The organism is Vannielia litorea, assembly GCF_900142295.1.
Lineage (GTDB): Bacteria > Pseudomonadota > Alphaproteobacteria > Rhodobacterales > Rhodobacteraceae > Vannielia > Vannielia litorea.
In genome coordinates, this window is sequence record NZ_FSRL01000001.1 from 761,827 (window position 1) to 778,247 (window position 16,421).

General features: G+C 69.2%; 19 protein-coding genes and 1 riboswitch. Of the genes, 11 read left to right on the forward strand and 8 right to left on the reverse strand.

Going from position 1 to position 16,421, the window contains the following annotated elements; all coding sequences use genetic code 11:
- Entirely contained in the window at positions 1-1,551 is a 1,551-nt protein-coding gene (xseA, locus tag BUR94_RS03940) for an exodeoxyribonuclease VII large subunit (protein WP_074254941.1), read from the forward strand.
- Positions 1,552-1,614: 63 nt separating this feature from the next.
- Here the strand turns inward: xseA and BUR94_RS03945 are convergent, their stop codons facing one another.
- Together BUR94_RS03945 and BUR94_RS03950 are read right to left on the reverse strand one after the other, a co-directional pair.
- Positions 1,615-2,013 carry a hypothetical protein gene (locus tag BUR94_RS03945; protein ID WP_074254942.1) on the reverse strand — a complete coding sequence of 133 codons (399 nt, stop codon included), beginning with the start codon at positions 2,011-2,013 and terminating at the stop codon, positions 1,615-1,617.
- Between the two features lie 69 nt (positions 2,014-2,082).
- Positions 2,083-3,165 (reverse strand): alkane 1-monooxygenase, encoded by a 1,083-nt coding sequence (locus BUR94_RS03950; protein WP_074254943.1) that lies wholly within the window; start codon positions 3,163-3,165, stop codon positions 2,083-2,085.
- A gap of 400 nt (positions 3,166-3,565) precedes the next feature.
- Between BUR94_RS03950 and ftsY the strand changes: the two genes are divergently transcribed.
- Both ftsY and BUR94_RS03960 read left to right on the forward strand, forming a co-directional pair.
- Positions 3,566-4,885 carry a signal recognition particle-docking protein FtsY gene (gene ftsY, locus BUR94_RS03955; RefSeq protein ID WP_074254944.1) on the forward strand — a complete coding sequence of 440 codons (1,320 nt, stop codon included), beginning with the start codon at positions 3,566-3,568 and terminating at the stop codon, positions 4,883-4,885.
- Positions 4,882-5,814, forward strand: a complete 933-nt coding sequence (locus BUR94_RS03960) for a hypothetical protein (protein ID WP_074254945.1) — start codon at positions 4,882-4,884, stop codon at positions 5,812-5,814. The genes ftsY and BUR94_RS03960 overlap by 4 nt, the downstream gene beginning before the upstream one ends.
- Here the strand turns inward: BUR94_RS03960 and BUR94_RS03965 are convergent, their stop codons facing one another.
- Together BUR94_RS03965 and BUR94_RS03970 are read right to left on the reverse strand one after the other, a co-directional pair.
- Positions 5,815-6,129, reverse strand: a complete 315-nt coding sequence (locus BUR94_RS03965) for a DMT family transporter (protein ID WP_074254946.1) — start codon at positions 6,127-6,129, stop codon at positions 5,815-5,817. It abuts the gene before it with no gap.
- A gap of 90 nt (positions 6,130-6,219) precedes the next feature.
- Positions 6,220-6,924 (reverse strand): MgtC/SapB family protein, encoded by a 705-nt coding sequence (locus tag BUR94_RS03970; protein WP_342745198.1) that lies wholly within the window; start codon positions 6,922-6,924, stop codon positions 6,220-6,222.
- On the opposite strand from BUR94_RS03970, the gene BUR94_RS03975 reads away from it, so the two are divergent.
- From BUR94_RS03975 to BUR94_RS04005, 7 genes are all read left to right on the forward strand, one after another.
- Positions 6,899-7,663 (forward strand): serine/threonine-protein kinase, encoded by a 765-nt coding sequence (locus BUR94_RS03975; protein ID WP_139301215.1) that lies wholly within the window; start codon positions 6,899-6,901, stop codon positions 7,661-7,663. The genes BUR94_RS03970 and BUR94_RS03975 overlap by 26 nt on opposite strands.
- An 80-nt stretch (positions 7,664-7,743) precedes the next feature.
- A complete protein-coding gene (locus BUR94_RS03980; RefSeq protein WP_074254949.1) occupies positions 7,744-8,523 on the forward strand; it encodes a transporter substrate-binding domain-containing protein in 780 nt (259 codons plus the stop codon).
- The gene (locus BUR94_RS03985; protein WP_074254950.1) at positions 8,520-9,308 is read left to right on the forward strand and encodes an amino acid ABC transporter permease; all 789 of its coding nucleotides are present in this window, start codon (positions 8,520-8,522) and stop codon (positions 9,306-9,308) included. Before BUR94_RS03980 ends, BUR94_RS03985 begins: the two co-directional genes overlap by 4 nt.
- Before the next feature lie 78 nt (positions 9,309-9,386).
- Complete coding sequence (locus BUR94_RS03990) at positions 9,387-10,292, forward strand: DMT family transporter (protein WP_074254951.1); 906 nt, start codon at positions 9,387-9,389, stop codon at positions 10,290-10,292.
- Positions 10,293-10,305: 13 nt separating this feature from the next.
- Positions 10,306-10,914 carry an inner membrane-spanning protein YciB gene (locus tag BUR94_RS03995; RefSeq protein WP_074257571.1) on the forward strand — a complete coding sequence of 203 codons (609 nt, stop codon included), beginning with the start codon at positions 10,306-10,308 and terminating at the stop codon, positions 10,912-10,914.
- Between the two features lie 46 nt (positions 10,915-10,960).
- Positions 10,961-11,701 (forward strand): sulfite exporter TauE/SafE family protein, encoded by a 741-nt coding sequence (locus tag BUR94_RS04000; protein ID WP_074254952.1) that lies wholly within the window; start codon positions 10,961-10,963, stop codon positions 11,699-11,701.
- 124 nt (positions 11,702-11,825) lie between these two features.
- Positions 11,826-12,539, forward strand: coding sequence for a type VI secretion system-associated protein TagO (locus BUR94_RS04005; protein ID WP_084192903.1), 714 nt, complete (start codon positions 11,826-11,828; stop codon positions 12,537-12,539).
- 12 nt (positions 12,540-12,551) lie between these two features.
- Here BUR94_RS04005 and BUR94_RS04010 read toward each other — a convergent pair whose 3' ends face one another.
- From BUR94_RS04010 to BUR94_RS04020, 3 genes are all read right to left on the reverse strand, one after another.
- A complete protein-coding gene (locus BUR94_RS04010) occupies positions 12,552-13,079 on the reverse strand; it encodes a hypothetical protein (protein WP_139301216.1) in 528 nt (175 codons plus the stop codon).
- 148 nt (positions 13,080-13,227) lie between these two features.
- Complete coding sequence (locus BUR94_RS04015) at positions 13,228-13,932, reverse strand: glutathione S-transferase N-terminal domain-containing protein (protein WP_074254955.1); 705 nt, start codon at positions 13,930-13,932, stop codon at positions 13,228-13,230.
- Positions 13,933-13,957: 25 nt separating this feature from the next.
- Positions 13,958-14,866: an alpha/beta hydrolase gene (locus BUR94_RS04020; protein ID WP_074254956.1), complete on the reverse strand. Its 909-nt coding sequence runs from the start codon at positions 14,864-14,866 to the stop codon at positions 13,958-13,960.
- Between the two features lie 188 nt (positions 14,867-15,054).
- Here BUR94_RS04020 and BUR94_RS04025 point away from each other — a divergent pair, with 188 nt between their 5' ends.
- Positions 15,055-15,789: a phosphatase PAP2 family protein gene (locus BUR94_RS04025; protein WP_245794368.1), complete on the forward strand. Its 735-nt coding sequence runs from the start codon at positions 15,055-15,057 to the stop codon at positions 15,787-15,789.
- Positions 15,790-15,794: 5 nt separating this feature from the next.
- Here the strand turns inward: BUR94_RS04025 and BUR94_RS04030 are convergent, their stop codons facing one another.
- Positions 15,795-16,175: an RcnB family protein gene (locus tag BUR94_RS04030; RefSeq protein ID WP_074254958.1), complete on the reverse strand. Its 381-nt coding sequence runs from the start codon at positions 16,173-16,175 to the stop codon at positions 15,795-15,797.
- 129 nt (positions 16,176-16,304) lie between these two features.
- Positions 16,305-16,384: riboswitch (SAM riboswitch) on the forward strand.
- The last annotated feature ends 37 nt before the right edge of the window (positions 16,385-16,421 follow it).

Consider the following 16,421-nt stretch of genomic DNA (forward strand, 5'->3'; position numbering starts at 1 on the left):
ATGGACCTGATCGACGACCCCACCCCCGGCGGAAATGCTCCCGAGTTCACCGTCTCCGAGCTTTCGGGCGCGGTGAAGCGGGTGGTGGAGGGCGAGTTCGGCTACGTCCGGGTGAAGGGCGAAGTGGGGCGCGTGGTGCGGGCGCGGTCGGGGCATTTGTATTTCGACCTGAAGGACGACCGCAGCGTGCTGGCCTGCACCACCTGGAAGGGGCAGGTGGACGGGCTTTCGGTCATTCCCGAGGAGGGGATGGAGGTGGTGGCGCAGGGCAAGCTGACCACCTTTCCGAGCCAGTCGAAATACCAGATGAACGCGGTCGAGGTGGCCGTGGCGGGCGTGGGAGCGCTGATGGCCATGCTGGAGAAGCGGCGCAAGGCGCTGGCCGCCGAGGGGCTGTTCGACGCCGGGCGCAAGCGGGCTCTGCCGTTCTTGCCGGAGGTCATCGGGGTGGTGACGAGCCCGCAGGGGGCGGTGATCCGCGACATCCTGCACCGGCTGCGCGACCGGTTTCCGCGCAAGGTGCTGGTCTGGCCGGTGGCGGTGCAGGGCAAGGAGTGCGCGCCCCAGGTGGCCCGCGCGATCGAGGGGTTCAACGCGCTGACGCCGGGCGGGGCCTTGCCGCGGCCCGACCTGATTATCGTGGCGCGGGGCGGCGGCTCGATCGAGGACCTCTGGGGGTTCAACGAGGAGGTGGTGGTGCGTGCCGCCGCCGGCTCGGCGATTCCGCTGATCTCGGCGGTGGGGCACGAGACCGACACCACGCTGATCGACCATGCCGCCGACCGGCGCGCGCCCACGCCCACGGCGGCCGCCGAGATGGCGGTGCCGGTGCGGCTGGAGCTGATGGCAGCGGTCGACGGGCTGGGCGGGCGGCTGCGGCGGGCGGTGTCGGAGGCGGTGCGCGGGCGGCGGCAGCGCCTGACCGACCTTGGCCGCGCCTTGCCGCGGCCCGAGGTGGTGCTGGGCGGCGCGCAGCAGCGGCTCGACCAATGGGCCGAGCGGCTTCCGGCGGCGCTCAGGACCGCGGTGCTGAAGAAGCGCGGGGTGCTGAGCGAGGCCTCGGCCGGGTTGCGGCCCGGCGCGGTGCGGGCCGGGATCGCGCAGCGGCGGGAGCGGGCCCAGAGGGCGGGGACGCGGCTGGGGCCGGAGCTGTCGCGGACGGCGGCGCGGGCACGGGAGCGGCTGGAGGCTAGGGCCGGGCGGCTGCGCCCGGCGCTGGTGCGCGACCGGCTGGCGCGGGGCGCCGAGCGGGTGGCGGGGCTGGCCGCGCGGCTCGAGGCGGCGCAGCGCGGGCAGGCGGAAACGCGGGGGCGCCGGCTGGAGAGCCTGTCGCGGCTGCTGGGCTCGCTCGGCTACGAGGAGACGCTGAAGCGCGGCTTTGCCGTGGTGCGCGAGGGCGACGAGGTGGTGACCAGCGCGGCGCGGGCGAAGGCGGCGGTGGCGCCGCTGGAGATCCAGTTCGCCGACGGGCGGATGGTGCCGGGCGGCGGCGCAGTGCGGAAGAAGGCCGCCCCCAGGGAGGCGCCGCCGGAGCAGGGGGACCTGTTCTAGCGCGGGCGGTGCGGCGCGGCCGGTTGCGCCCTGCGGGGGGGGGCAGATTGCCCGGCCTAGGGCTCAGACGCCCACATCGGGGCCGAGGCAGAGCATCGGCTCGTCGGCGTCGGTGACCTCGTAGAGCTCGGTCTGGGAGGGGTCATCCTCGAAGAGCGCGCGCATGCCGCCGGGCTCGTTCCAGAAGGTCCAGCATTGCGGCGAGCCGGGCTGGTCCTCGTAGACGAAGCAGATGAACTGCTCGGCCTCGTACCAGTAGCCCTCCTTGCATTGCCCGTCGAGAAACGACCAGCGGACGCGGTTGCCGGGCAGGTATTCTTCCACGCCGTAGGCCTGACCGTGGTTGTTGTAATAGAGCGTGCGGCCCTGGGTGTAGGCGTCGAACTCGGAGGCCGACATCGGCTCGGCGGCGACGGCGGGAGTGGCGGCGGCGAGGGCCGTGGCGAGGAGGAGAGAGCGCATGGGGTCCGGGGGCCTGTGGTTTTGCCGCAGCATGGCAGATGCGGGCGGGTGGCGAAAGGGCCGGGCCTGTCACGCCCGCGCGATCTGGCTCTCCGCCGCCGGTGCTGCCGCCTGCGTGGGCGTTCTGGCGCGCAGGCGGGCGACGCGGGGGTTCATCACCCGCCGCCAGAGCCGGGGCATCAGCGCCAGCGTGGCCATGCTGGGCAGGGGCGCGGGCAGCATCGGCGCGCCGGAGGGCAGGGTGAGCGCCGGGTAGGGCGTGGCGGGGTGGGCGTGGTGGTCGGAATGGCGCGGCGCGTGGAGCATCATCAGCGAGGAAAAGACGTGGGGGGCGTTCCAGCTATGGGCGTCGGTGACGGGCTCGTACCTGCCGCCCGGCAGCTTGGCACGGCTGAGGCCGTAGTGCTGGACGTAATCCGACATCAGCAGCTGCGCGGTGGCGTAGGCGGCGAGGCCCGCATGGGCGGTAAGCCCGGCGGGGCCGAAGGCGAGGGCGGAGAGGGTGAGCAGGGCGGCGGCACCGGCGATGTACTCGAGGTAGGGGTTTTGCCAGCGGGGCTTGCCGGCACGGGCGAGCATCTCGCGCTCGGCGGCCAGCCCGGCGCGGAAGCTGCCGGACCAGGCGCGCAGCGCGAAGCGGTAGTAGCTCTCGTCCAGGCGGGCGGAGTTCGGGTCGTCAGAGGTGGCGACGAAGCGGTGGTGCACCTTGGGGTGGGCCGAGGCGTGGTGGCCGAAGAGCAGCGAGACATAGACCCAGCGCCCGAGCGCGCGCGGCAGGCGGGAGCTGCGGTGGATCAGCTCGTGGGCGTTGGAATTGGAAACCTGGCCCATGAAGAGGCCGAAGGCGAGGAAGGCCAGCACGCGCTCCCAGGGGGCGAGGCCGGTGGCGCCGGAGACGGCGGCGATGCCGAGGGCGAGCAGGCCGAAATGGGCGAGGGCGAGGCTGGCCGAGAGCGCGTCGGCCCAGCGGCCCGGCTCGGTCGTGCCGGTAGGCCGGGTGCCGAGGCGGCGCAGCACCTGGTCGGTCACGGCGGAGAAGAGGGTGAGGTAGAGGGCGGCGGCGATGATCCACCAGCCGCCCGCGATACCGCCCGCCGCGAGCAGCGCGACCGGGGCGAGGGTGATGGCGGCGAAGAGGACGGCGGGGGGCATGAGGTCTCCGGGTTTGCGCAAGGATAGGAGCGGCGGGGGGCAGAAGGAAGGGGGCGATGTGGCGCGGGTGGGGCGGTTGGTCGGGGCGGGATCGGGTGGCGGGCGGCGCAGGGGGGTGGCGCTCCCACCCGCCCACCCCGCGCCACCCCCCTGCGCCGCGGTGCGGAGCCTGCGCGTTGGTGGGGGGGGGCCGGTGGCGCGCGGGGTGCTTGTGGAGGGGCGTGCCGGTGCGGTGAGCTATGCCGGTGGTGGGACGCGTGCAGGTGGTGGGCATCGCGCCGGTGGCCGAGGCGGCGTGCGTTGGTCGGAGCAGGGAGCGCGGGCCGGCGCGAGGGCGGGTGGGGCCTTCCATGTCGGGGGCCGAGGGATTAGGTCAGGAGGGCAAGCAGGAGAGGGGCGGATGGCGTTTTTCAGGAAGCTCAAGGACAAGCTGTTCAAATCCAGCTCGAAGCTGGACGAGGGGCTGGAAGCGATCGTTGCCGATGGCGGCGAGGCGGAGGCGGTCGAGGAGGTGGAGGCCGTCGAGGCCGGCATGTTGGTGACGGCAGGGGTGGGGGCGCCGGAGGGGGCGTCATCCGAGCCGGTGCCGGCTGCGCCGGAGGTGCCCGCGCCGGAGCCCGAGCTGCCGCCGGTGCCCGAGCCCGAGGTGCCCGAGCCTGACCTCCCGCCCGCGCCTGAGCCCGCGCCCGAGGTGCCGCCTGCGCCTGGGCCCGGGCCGGAGATACCCGAGCCCGACCTGCCCGAGCCGGAGGTGCCGCAGCCCGAGCCCGACGTGCCGCCGATCCCGGTGCCGCCTGCGCCGCGCGCCGGGGAGGAGGCCGCGCCGAAGCGGGCCGGCTTCATTGGCCGGATGCTGGGGCGGGGCGAGGCCACGGTGGTGCGCCGGGTGCTCGACGACGACATGGTGGAGAGCCTCGAGGAGCTGTTGATTGCCTCCGACATGGGGGTGGACACCGCGCTGCGGGTCACCGCGAACATGGCCGAGGGGCGCTATGGCCGGAAGGTCTCGACCGCCGAGATCAAGCAGTTCCTGGCCGATGAGATCACCCGGATCATGGAGCCCGTGGCCCGCCCCATGCCGCTTTATCCCACCCGCCCGCAGGTGGTGCTGGTGGTGGGGGTGAACGGCTCTGGCAAGACCACGACGATCGGCAAGCTGGCCTCGCAGTTTCGCGCGGCGGGCAAGAAGGTGGTGATCGCGGCGGGCGATACCTTCCGGGCAGCGGCGGTGGAGCAGTTGCAGGTCTGGGGCGAGCGGGCGGGCGTGCCGGTGATGACGGCGCCGGAGGGCAGCGACCCGGCGAGCCTGGCCTTCGACGCGATGACGAAGGCGCAGGCGGATGGGGCGGACCTGCTGATGATCGACACCGCGGGCCGGCTCCAGAACAGGGCCGACCTGATGGAGGAGCTCTCCAAGATCGTGCGCGTCATCCGCAAGAAGGACCCGGACGCGCCGCACAACACGCTGCTGGTGCTGGATGCCACGACCGGGCAGAACGCGCTCAGCCAGGTGGAGACCTTCCAGAAGATGGCCGATGTCTCGGGGCTGGTGATGACCAAGCTCGACGGCACCGCCAAGGGCGGCGTGCTGGTGGCGCTGGCCGACAGGTTCGGCCTGCCGATCCATGCCATTGGCGTGGGCGAGCAGATCGACGATCTCGACGCCTTCGACCCGCGCGAGTTTGCCGAGGCGCTGACCGGCGCCGGGTCGGGCGCGTGATCCGCGCGGCGGCGCTGGCCTGCCTGCTGCCGGGGCTGGCGGCGGCGCAGGAGTACGACACGATGGACCGCGCCCAGTGCGAGGCGCTGCTGAAGCGGGCCGACATGGTGCAGATGGGCGCGGTGATCGAGGCCGCGGTGCTGGCACCGGAGGACGGCTGGTGCCGCTACGCGGGGCTGCGCCTGAAGGGGCCGAACGGCTACATGGATTACGGGCTCGACCGGGCGCGGCTGCGGATCGGCGGCGCGGAGCGGCTGGAGCACGGGCTTCCGCCGCTGGCGGTGGAGCTGGAGATCGAGGGCGCGCATTTTGCCTACACGGGTGGGCTGGATGCGGGCATGCGCTGGCTGATGACCGAGCAGATGAAGGCCGATGGCGGCATCGGGCTGGTGCTTCGGGCGCATTGGGACCGGGAGGCGAAGGCGCTGGTGCTGGAGGAGGCCTCGGCGGATTTTCCCTGGGACAACGGGGTGCGGCTCTCGGCGCGGGTCGAGGGGATCGACCTGACCGACCGGGTTTCGACGGAGCGCTCGGCGCCCTTTGCCGGGGTCACGGCGCTCGAGCTGGAGTTGGTGACCCACGGGCTGTTCGAAAGCGTTTTCATGCTGCCGATCGGGCCGTTGCTGCTTGAGGGGGCAGAGGAGCCGGAGGCGCGGGTGGCGGAGCTGAAGCAGGCGGCGCGGGCGGTGGTGGCGGGGCTTCCCGAGGTGCTGCTCGACGAGGCGTCGCGGGAGGCGGCACTGGCTCTGCTCGAGGACCTGCCGCATCCGGTGGGGCGGCTCCTGGTGCAGGTCGCGGCGGAGCCGGGGCTGGGGATGGCGCAGGCGGGGCCGCTGGCCCTGGGCGCCGCCGCCACGCCCGAGGGGCTGGCAGCGGTGCTGGCGGGCGTCAGCGTTGCGGTGGACTACGCGGGCGACCGGGCGCCCTAGCTATCCGGCCAGCCGCAGAAGGACGATGCCGCCCACGATCAGCCCGATGGCGGCGAGGCGCGCGGGCGAGGCGGGCTCGCCCAGCACGAGGATGCCCAGGGCGAAGCTGCCCGTGGCGCCGATGCCCGTCCAGATTGCGTAGGCGGTGCCCAGCGGCAGGCTGCGCATGGCCCAGGCCAGCAGGGCGAAGCTGGCGATCATGGTGACGAGGGTGACGAGGCTGGGGCCGGGCAGGGTGAAGCCTTGCGACTTTTTCATCGAGTAGGCCCAGAGGACTTCGAGCAGACCGGCGAGGAGGAGGGCGACCCAGGGCATGGAGGACTCCGTGCTGCACGGGTCGTCCCGAGTTTTGGGGGAAGCGCGGGTCGTCCCGCAGGGCTCATGTAGGCCCTTGGGCCAGGCGGATCAACCCTCGCCGCCCAGGCGCATCAGCACCTTCAGCAGCCAGAGCACGCTGATGGTGATCGCCGTGGCCATGGCGGCGAGGGGCAGCTGGCCCGCGCCGCAGGCGAGGCCGACGCCGCCGGCGAGCCACATGGAGGCGCCGGTGGTGGTGTTGCGCACCGTGTCGCCCTTGGTGAAGATGATCCCCGCCGCGAGGAAGGCCACGCCCGCCGTCACCGCCTCGATCAGGCGCAGCGGATCGACGCGCATGTTTTCCTGCGGGCCGAAGCTGAGTTCGGAGAGCTGCTGGCTGATGACGATGAAGAGGCAGGCGGCCAGGGCGATGAGGATATGGGTGCGCAGGCCCGCGGGCTTGTCGCGCCACTCGCGCTCGAGCCCGATGAGCCCGCCCAGCACCGCCGCGGCGAGCAGCCGCACGAGGGCGACGGGCCAGGGCACCGCGGCGAAGGTGCCGGTGAAATCGGCGGCGATGGTTTCCACGCTGGTCTCCCCGTGTCGGTTGACATGACAACCCCGGTCGACCGGGACGGTTCCGGTGGGCGCTTGCGGGCCGGGGGGCGAGGCGGCAGGGTGCCGGGTGTGCGCGACGAGGCGGAGGGCAGGGGTGGTGAAGCGGGTGAGGCCATGGGCGGCGGCGGTGTGCTGCATCTGGATCTGGGCCGGGCCGGGTGCGGCGCAGGTGGCTTGCAGCGAGATCGTCGACATGGTGACGGTCTGGGCCGATGTGCGGGGCGTGGAGGTGGAATTTGGTCCGCAGAGCCGTTTTGACGACGCGATGCAGGGCTGCACGGCCACGGATGCGACGATCCGTTTCGATTCCGCGCCGCTGGTGCTGACGGCCGAGCGGATCTCGGTGGAGGGGGTGACGCTGGAGGCCTGGGTGCGGGGCGCGGCGCAGGATCCTGGCATCCTGGTCGTGCAGGCCGAGGGGCTTTCGCCGCTCGGGGCCGGGCGCGCCTGGGACTTCGGGGCGCAGGTCGGCTGGGACAGGGCGAAGGGGCGGCTGGTGATCGCCGAGGGCGAAGTGCGGGGCCCGGCGGATGCGACCCTGCTTTCGCTGCGCGGGGCCCTGCGCCTGGCGGACCTTGCGGTGGACGCCTTGCACATGCGTGCGGAGGGACGCGGGGCCTTTGACGCGCTGGTGCTGCCGCTGCTGGCGCGGGAGTCTCCGGAGGCCTGGAGCGGGGCGCTCGCGACAGGGCTGGAGGCACTGCCGGAGGAGGTGGCCCCGCGCGAGAGCCGGGTGGCGCTGGCAGGCTGGCTGGCGCAGGCCGGGCCCGATGCGGGCGGGTTGACCCTGGTGCTGAGGACCGGGGCGCCCCTGGAGGTTGCACCGCTCCTCGCCGCGCTCCGGGGCGAGGGCGCGCTGGGGCCGGCACTGGCGGGCGGGGCCTTGCAGGCGTGGTTCGAGCCACCGGCGGCCGAGGGGCAGGCCGGCGAGTGAACGGCGCAAAGATCGCGGTTTTCATGGCGGGCGCAAGCGCAGTAGGCTGAGCGGCAAAACCTCATCAGGAGTCGCCTGCCATGAAATTCGCCGCCGCCGCCGTCTTTGCCTCGCTCTTCGTGACGCCTGCGCTTGCTCAGGACCTGCCGGACCTTCAGGGCCGGGAGATCACCGTGGTCACCGAGAACGCCTATCCGCCGTTGCAGTACATGAAGGACGGCGAGGCGGTGGGCTGGGAGTATGACGCGATGGCCGAGATCGCCGCGCGGATCAACATGACGGTCGCCTACGAGAACATCAGCTGGGACGCGATGATCCCCGCCGTCTCGGAAGGGCAGTACGACCTCGGAATGACCGGGATCACCATCCGGGACGACCGCAGGGAGATGGTGGATTTCTCCGATGCCTACATGCGCAGCGAGATGTCGATGCTGGTGCGGGGCGACGAGGCGCGGTTCGCCGATGCGGCGAGCTTTGCCGCCGACGACGACCTGCTGGTGGCCGCCCAGCCCGGCACCACGCCGTTTTACGTTGCGGTCTACGACGTGCTGGATGGCAACGAGGCCAACCCGCGGGTGAAGCTCTTCGAGACCTTCGGGGCGGGCGTGCAGGCGCTCAGGGCGGGCGACGTGGACCTGGTGCTGACCGACGGCGTGGCCGCCGAGGGCTACGTGGCGGCCTCGGACGGGGCGCTGAAGGTGGTGGGCGAGAAGCTGGGGACAGAGGACTTTGGCTTCATCTTTCCGAAAGGCTCCGACCTCGTTGCGCCGATCAACGCGGCGATCGCCTCGATGGCCGCGGACGGCACGCTGGATGCGCTGAACAAGAAGTGGTTTCTCGACACCAAGCTCGGCGAGTGAGGGAGCGGCCCGGCGAGAAGGACTTTCCGTGGTGGCTGGTGATCCTGGCCGCCACGGGGGCGGTGCTGTTTGCGCAGGTCGTCGCGGATGATCTCTATGCGCAGGTGCTGGAGACCCTGAGCAAGGGCGTGGCGATCACGGTTTTCGTGACGCTGGTGGCCTTTTCGCTGGCGACCCTGCTGGGGCTGGTGCTGGCGATGGCCTCGATGTCGCGCTGGCTGGTGGCGCGGCAGGCGGCGCGGCTCTACGTGGAGATCGTGCGGGGCGTGCCGATCCTGGTGCTGCTGCTCTACGTGGCCTTCGTGCTGGCGCCGGCGCTGGTGGTAGCGGTGAACTGGGTGCTGACCTCGCTGGGGGGCGAGGGCATCCGGACGCGGGATTTTTCGCTGCTCTGGCGGGCGATCATCGCGCTGACCATCGGCTACTCGGCCTTCATCGCCGAGGTGTTCCGGGCCGGGCTCCTCTCGGTGCCGGAGGGGCAGATCGAGGCGGCGGAGGCGCTGGGGCTGAGCCCCTGGCAGAGGTTCCGGCTGGTGCGACTGCCGCAGGCCTTTCGGGTGATCCTGCCGCCGCTGGGCAATGACTTCATCGCCATGATCAAGGATTCGAGCCTGGTGTCGGTGCTCGGCGTGACCGACATCACCCAGCTCGGCAAGGTCACGGCGGCGGGGAACTTCAGGTATTTCGAGACCTACAACGTGGTGGCGCTGCTCTACCTGGTGATGACGGTGAGCCTGTCGCTCGTGCTGCGGCGGGTGGAGAAGCGGTTGGCGGTGGGGCGGTAGGTTCACGCCGAGTGATGCACCTGCCCGATGCGGCGCTGACGGCTGGACCATCCCGCAAAGCAAATATATGCCCTCAGCATGAGTTCGTGGATCACCTCCCTGGAAGGCACCGAGGCCGGGCATGTGGCGGCGCTGGGGCTGGCGCTGATGGCGGCCTTTCTGCATGCGGTCTTCGGGGCGTTGCAGAAGGGGCGGCATGATCCGTGGATGAGCCGGGGGGCGATCGACTTCTGCTATGGCGCGATGGCCGCGCCTTTCGCGCTTTTCGTGGTGCCCTGGCCCGAGCCGCACATGTGGGTGATCTTTGCCGGGGCCTACGTGATCCACGTAGCCTACAAGATCTGCCAGGCGATGACCTATACCCGTGGCGCCTATACGGTGGTCTACCCGGTGGTGCGGGGCACCGGGCCGCTCTTTGCGGTGATCGGCGCCGGGCTGGTCTTTGGCGAGCGGTTCACCGGCGGGCAATGGGCCGGGGTGGCGGTGCTGCTGGCGGGGATCTACGGGCTCGCGGTCTACAACCTGCGGACCGTCACCCTGCAGCGCGAGACCATGGTGGCCGCCCTCGGCTTCGCCGTGCTGACCGGGCTCTTCGTGGCGCTCTACACCACCTATGACGCCTATGGCATCCGCGCCACGGCGGACCCCTTCACCTTTCTGGCCTGGTTCTTCTTCATCGACGGGCTGGGATTTGCGCCCTGGGTGGCGATGCTGCGCTATCGCCGGATGGCCGAGCCGCCCGCGCTCGGGCCGCTGATGGCGCGGGGGATGATCGGCGGCGTGGTGGCCTTTTTCTCCTTCGGCGCGATCATGCTGGCGACCCGGCTCGACAAGGTGGGCGAGGCGGCGGTGCTGCGCGAGACCTCCACCGTCTTTGCCGCGCTGATCGGGTGGCTGCTGCTGGGTGAACGGGTCGGGCCGCGACGTTTGGCCCTTATGGCCTTGATCGCGGCGGGTGCGGTGATAGTTGAGATGGCAGGTTGAAACGGAGATGAGCATGGCAGAGAAGAACGTGCCCGGATGGGTGAAGACGGCGCTGGAGTTCGGCCCGGTGCTGGGCTTCTTCGTGGCCTTCTTCCTGCTGAAGGGGGAGAGCTACATGCTCTTCGGCCACGAGGTGAAGACCTTCACCTACATCACCTTCTGGTTCGTGCTCGCCATGGTGATCTGCATGGGGGCGCTCTGGGCGCTGACCGGCGCGCTCAGCCGCATGCAGGTGATGACGCTGGTGCTCGTGGTCTTCATGGGCGGGCTGACGGTGGTGCTCGACAACGACCTCTTCCTGAAGCTGAAACCGACGATCCTTTACGCGCTCTTCGCCGGCATTCTCGGCATCGGCCTGCTGCGCGGGCAGAGCTACCTCGCCCGGCTGATGGAAGGCCTGCTGCCGATGACCCACGAGGGCTGGATGATCCTGACCCGGCGGTTCGTGATCTTCTTTGCCGTGCTGGCGGTGGCCAATGCGGTGGTGGCCTTTGCGCTGAGTTCGGGGGTCTGGGTGACGGTCAAGACATTTGGCCTGCCGGCGGCGCTCTTTGCCTTCATGATGACGCAATATCCGCTGATCGAGAAATACGGGACCGAGGGCGAGCGGGGCGGCAAGTGAGTTTGGCCGGTCGGGCCTGTAGCGGATAGTCGGGGCAGGGCATTTCATGGAGTTCTGGATCGTGGCCGCGCTCGCGGCCTTCATGATGGGGCTGTCGAAGGGCGGGGTGCCGATGCTGGCGATGCTCTCGGTGCCGATGATGTCGCTGTTCATGGACCCGGCGCTGGCGGCGGGGCTGCTGCTGCCGCTCTACATCGTGGCCGACTGGTACGCGGTTTACCTGTTTCGCCGGGCGTTCTCGGCGCGGCTCTTGAAGATCATGCTGCCGGGGGCGGTGGCGGGGATCGTGGCGGCCTTCTTTGCAGTGTCGCTGGTGCCCGGTGATGCAATCAAGCTGCTGGTGGCGGGCATCGGGTTTTACTATCTCTTCGGATCGGTGAAAGGCCGGTTTGCGCGGCAGGCGCCCGCGCCGCGCGAGGCGGACGTGCCGCGCGGCGTGTTCTGGGGCACGTTGGCGGGGTTCACAAGCTACATCTCCCATGCCGGCGGGCCGCCGTTTCAGGCCTATGTGCTGCCGCAGAAGCTGGACAAGATGGTGTATCTCGGCACGGTCACGATCTTCTTTTCGGTCGTCAACCTGCTGAAGGTGCCGCCCTACATCATGGCCGGGCAGATCACCGGCGCGAGCCTGGGCGATGCGGTCTGGCTGGCGCCCTTTGCCCTGGCCGGAGCGTGGAGCGGCTCACGGGTGGCGCGCTGGCTGCCGGAGAAGGCGTTTTACCTGCTGGTGGAGGTGGCGCTGGCGGTGGTGTCGGGGAAGCTGGTTTGGGAGGTTTTGGTTGGGTGAGGATGCACAGACAGGTATCGACGGAAGATGAAGCTCATTGCCCTGCCGGTAGCGCTCCTTGTCTTTGTGATGGCGAACGATACGCTACTTGAGGAAAACGGCGCCGAGAAGAGAGACGCATGGGATGAAAGCCCTTAACACTGGGACATCTTCCTGCTTATCTGATTTAGTCCATGATGGCGTTCTTGGGAGAAACAGTTTGCTTCGACTAGCTTTATTACTTGCCTCGGTGGGAATTGGTATGTGTTGCGCCAAGAGCGCTTCTGCCCAAGACTCCATTGCTCGCTGTGTTAGTATCAAGAATGAGGTCGCGCGTCTGAACTGCTATGATGCTGCAGCGTCCTCATTCGCGGATGTCGATCGTGAGGGCCGACCAGTAGAAATACCTACCAAGCCAACCGTGGCAGACGGGACGGGGAAATGGAATTATCAATCTTCTTCGGACCCGCTGACAGATGAGGCTGTTTTCACTGCTTATGTGACGTCGGACTATCCGTCCGCCGGAAGGGATCCTATACTTTTTGTAAGGTGCAAGAGCAACTCGATTGACGCCTACATTGCTTGGAACGAGTATCTTTCTGACAATACCACGGTCACCGTGCGCTTCGGGGATGACGAACCTGAAACCTCAAACTGGGCTTCGGCTGTCGACGAAACAGCAACCTTCGTTCCGGGCGGAAGATTACAAGCCTTCCTGACACGCATGATGACTGTCGATAAGCTCACGGCGCGGATTCAACCCTATAGAGAAGGGCCCGTAACGGCGGTATTCGATCTTACTGGCATGAAGACGGTTTTCGATCCTTATAGGGATTTATGTCGTTTGGAGAATAGTTGACTGGCGTTTGTTCTATTCGAGGGCGGTGAGGATCCACTTTGGTGCGAATACCTCGTTATGGTAGCTCATTGCCCGTCCGGTATCTCCCAGAAGGCTTCCGTTGAAGCCTGAGACGGCCAATTTGCCATTCTCGAAGTCCCGTAGGTTCTGGAAAAAGACCCTTATCAAATAGATCGGGTTCTGCCCACCTTCACGTCCCCAGATGAATTGGCAGCCCAACTCGCGGAGCATCGGTTCGGGAAGCGCATAAAGGCCTTGCCCATCGTCAGAAAAAACAATCGAATCAAAGTCGCCGTCAATGAGCCTGCCGATTTGGAAGATGCTTCGAACGCCAACAATGACAGTCGCATCTGCAGGAACATACACGATGTCGAGCCAGAGTTCGCGACCTTTCCGTTCGACGTCAAAGATAACCCCTTCGGAGCTTTCCGATGCGTTCAGGTAGTTTTGTATCTGATTCATCGATACAGATTGGGGCTTCAGATACGGTTCCGGCGCGGTAAACTCCGGCCACTTCGTACAATCTGTCTCGGCAGGCACCGCGTGGCCCAAGAGGCACATTGTTAGAGCTGTCAGTACTAGTGATCGCACATTCATTGTCTCTCAACCATAGAGTCATACTCACAATGCAGGAATAGTAGGGCAGAGCAATCGAGAATGATATGACCGCTCGGAATTAAACCCGAGATTACTCCCGCTTCCCGAACAACACCTTCTGTGCGTCCTTGTCGTCTTGCAGATTGGCCCGCTTGTCGGCGGCCAGGGCCTTGCCCTTCTGCACCGCGGGTCGGCTGCCCACGAGGTCAAGCCAGCGGGAGAAGTGGGGCTTGTCGGAGATGTCCTGCTGCTGGCCTTCCCAGAGGATCGCCCAGGGCCAGATTGCCATGTCGGCGATGGAGTAGTCGGAGCCGGCGACGTATTCGTTTTGCGCCAGGCGCTTGTTCAGCACGCCGTGGAGGCGGTTGACCTCGTTGCGGTAGCGGTCTTTTGCGTAGGGCAGGTCGTTGGGCGGGTCCATCGAGGGGGCGTATTTGAGGAAGTGGTGGGCTTGGCCGGCCATCGGGCCGAGGCCGCCCATCTGCCACATCAGCCATTCCTCCACCGCGATGCGCTCGCGTTCGGTGGCGCCGTAGAAGCGGCCGGTCTTGCGGGCGAGATACATCAGGATCGCGGCGCTCTCGAAAACCGAGATCGGCTGGTCGCCCGGCCCGTCATGGTCGACGATGGCGGGCATGCGGTTGTTGGGAGAGATGGCGAGGAACTCGGGCTTGAACTGGTCGCCCGCGCCGATGTTCACCAGATGCGTCTCGTAGGGCAGGCCCATCTCCTCGAGCGCGATGGAAACCTTCCAGCCGTTGGGGGTGGGCCAGTAGTAGAGGTCGATCGGTGCCATGGGGTTCTCCTGAGTGGGTCAGGGGTCAAGATGGCGTACGGTTTCCGGCGGGCAAGGCGAAAGTGGCGAGACGGACGAGATTTGCCGCCATGCGGCGCGGCGCGGGGGCGGGCAGGGCGGCGCGCAGGCGCGGCAGCAGCGAGGCATCGGAGAGCGCCGCGCGGTAGAGCGAAAACAGGCCGGGGGTGAGGTAGGTGGCGCCGTGGCAGACCCAGGCCTGGGGCGCGGCGACGGGGTGGCCGAGCCGCGAGAGCGTGGCGCGGGCTTCGGCGCAGGAGAGGTCGAGGTCGCACCAGCGGGCGCGGCCGGCCATGCCGCGGGCGAGGGTGGTGCATCCGCGCCGTCCGGGGGCGAAGCCGTACTCCATCAGCAGGTCGAAGGCGCGGTTCTGGCGGGCGGTGACGTTGAGCACGTCGAGCGCCGCGCCGGCGGCGCAGTCGAGCGCATGGGCGGCGGGCGCGCGAAACTCGCAGGCGGCCAGCAGGATGGCGCGGTGGGCGGTGCCGGGGGCGAGGTGGCGCAGGGCCTGAAGCGCGACGCGGGCGCCGAGCGAATGGGCGATCAGGGTGATGCGGCGGGAGGGCGCCAGCGCGGCGGCAACCTCGACCAACTCGGCCAGCGCCCGGCCCGCCTCGGGCGCCCGGCCGTAGGCGCGCCAGATCGAGCCGCGGCTCTCCCAGCCGAAGCCCAGCGCCACCGGCGATCCGGCCGTGCCCGTGCCGAGGCGGCGGCCCCAGGCCTCGGGGCAGGTGGGCCCGTAGAGTTTGCGGTGCGGGCAGCGGGCGGGCTGGCCGGGCGAATAGGAGAGACCGTGGACCATGATGGCCAGCGGCGCATCGGGCGCGGTCTCGGCCAGCGCGGAGCGGAGGCGGGAGACGGTGCCGGCGGGGTCGGCCAGGCGGTTGCCGTCGGCATTGGCATGGGTCAGAGGCATCGGGACCATCCCCACGGGCTCGGGCCGCGGCGCGGGGCCGCCAGATCTGGTGGCTTGGTGCCTGAGGATTACTACGTCTGCATTAAGCGCCGGTTACAGCGGTGTGACAGGGCGCTAAGGTGTCTTGGCCGCCACGCGGGCCGGGAACGGGCAGGGCATGGCGGCGTTCGGAAGACATGGGATTTGACATGACGGCACATCTGCGGGCCCTCGGCTGGCTGAAGCGAAACGTGGAGCTGCGGGTGCTGGCCGGGCTGGTGCTGGTGGTGGCGGGCGGCTGGGCCTTTGCCGAGCTGGCCGACGAGGTGCTGGAGGGCGAGACCCGCAGCCTCGACGAGGCGCTCCTGATGATGTTTCGCACGCCGGGCGACCTCGCCGACCCGATCGGGCCGGGCTGGGTGGAGGTGATGGGGCGCGACGTGACCGCGCTGGGCGGCGTGCTGGTGCTGTCGTGCTTCACCTTTGCGGTGGCCGGGTTTTTCGTGATCCGGCGGGCCTGGGGCACGGTGGCCTTCCTGCTGGCCTCGGTGGGCGGCGGCATCGTGCTGTCGCAGGGGGCCAAGCTGGCCTTCGACCGCCCGCGCCCCGAGGTGGTGCCGCATGGGGTGGAGGTGATCACCTCCTCCTTCCCCTCGGGCCATTCGATGATGGCGGCCGTGACCTACCTCACCCTTGGCGTGCTGGTGGCGCGGGTCATGCCGAGCCGCGCGCTGAAGGCCTACGCGCTGGGCCTCGCCGTGGCGCTGACAGTGCTGGTGGGGGTGAGCCGGGTCTACCTGGGCGTGCACTGGCCGACGGATGTGCTGGCCGGGTGGCTCGCCGGGGCGGCCTGGGCGATGGCCTGCGTGCTGGGCGCGCACTGGCTGGAGCGGCGCGGCGCCGTGGAGCCGGCGGCCCCGCCCGGAGATGCGGGGCCGCCCTAACCCTCTTAGTCGAGGACTGCCGAGAGCAGGCCGAGGACGGCGACGACCTGGGCGGTGTCGCTGTCGATCCGGACGACGCGGTTGTCGATTACCCGGTATTCCTGCCCGCGGGCCGGTTTGGGCAGGCGGCGGAGTTCGTGGGCGCTGAGGCGACGGGCCTGGGAGCGGGCCTCCTGCCGATCCTCGCGGCGCTCGTCGCGGCGGGCCTCCTGCCGGTCTTCGCGGCGCTCCTCGCGGGCGTCCTGGCGGCGCTTCTGCACGCAGGCGCGGCTCTCCTTGCCGAAGCATCCCCGCGCGTCGGGCGCGGCGGAGAGCGGCGCGGAGAGGGCGATGGTGCTGGCGAGGATGGCGAGGCCGGTGAGGGCGGGGGTGGTGGCGCGGGTCATGGGGTTTCCTCCTGCTCGGGTTGCGCTTGTGGAGGGTTGAACGCGCGGGGCTGCGGGCTCTGTCGCAGAAAAATCGGCGGCGGCTTTATGGGGCGAGGGATTGACCGTTGCCCTGTGCGGGCGTAATTGAGCGGCACAAGTGGCGATTTGTTCACCGGATTGCGGGCCACTCTAAACACTTCCGCTAAAGAGGTCAGGCAGAGGGAGCCCCTCGTCGCTTGGCAGCGGTGAGGGCTTTTTGTTTGG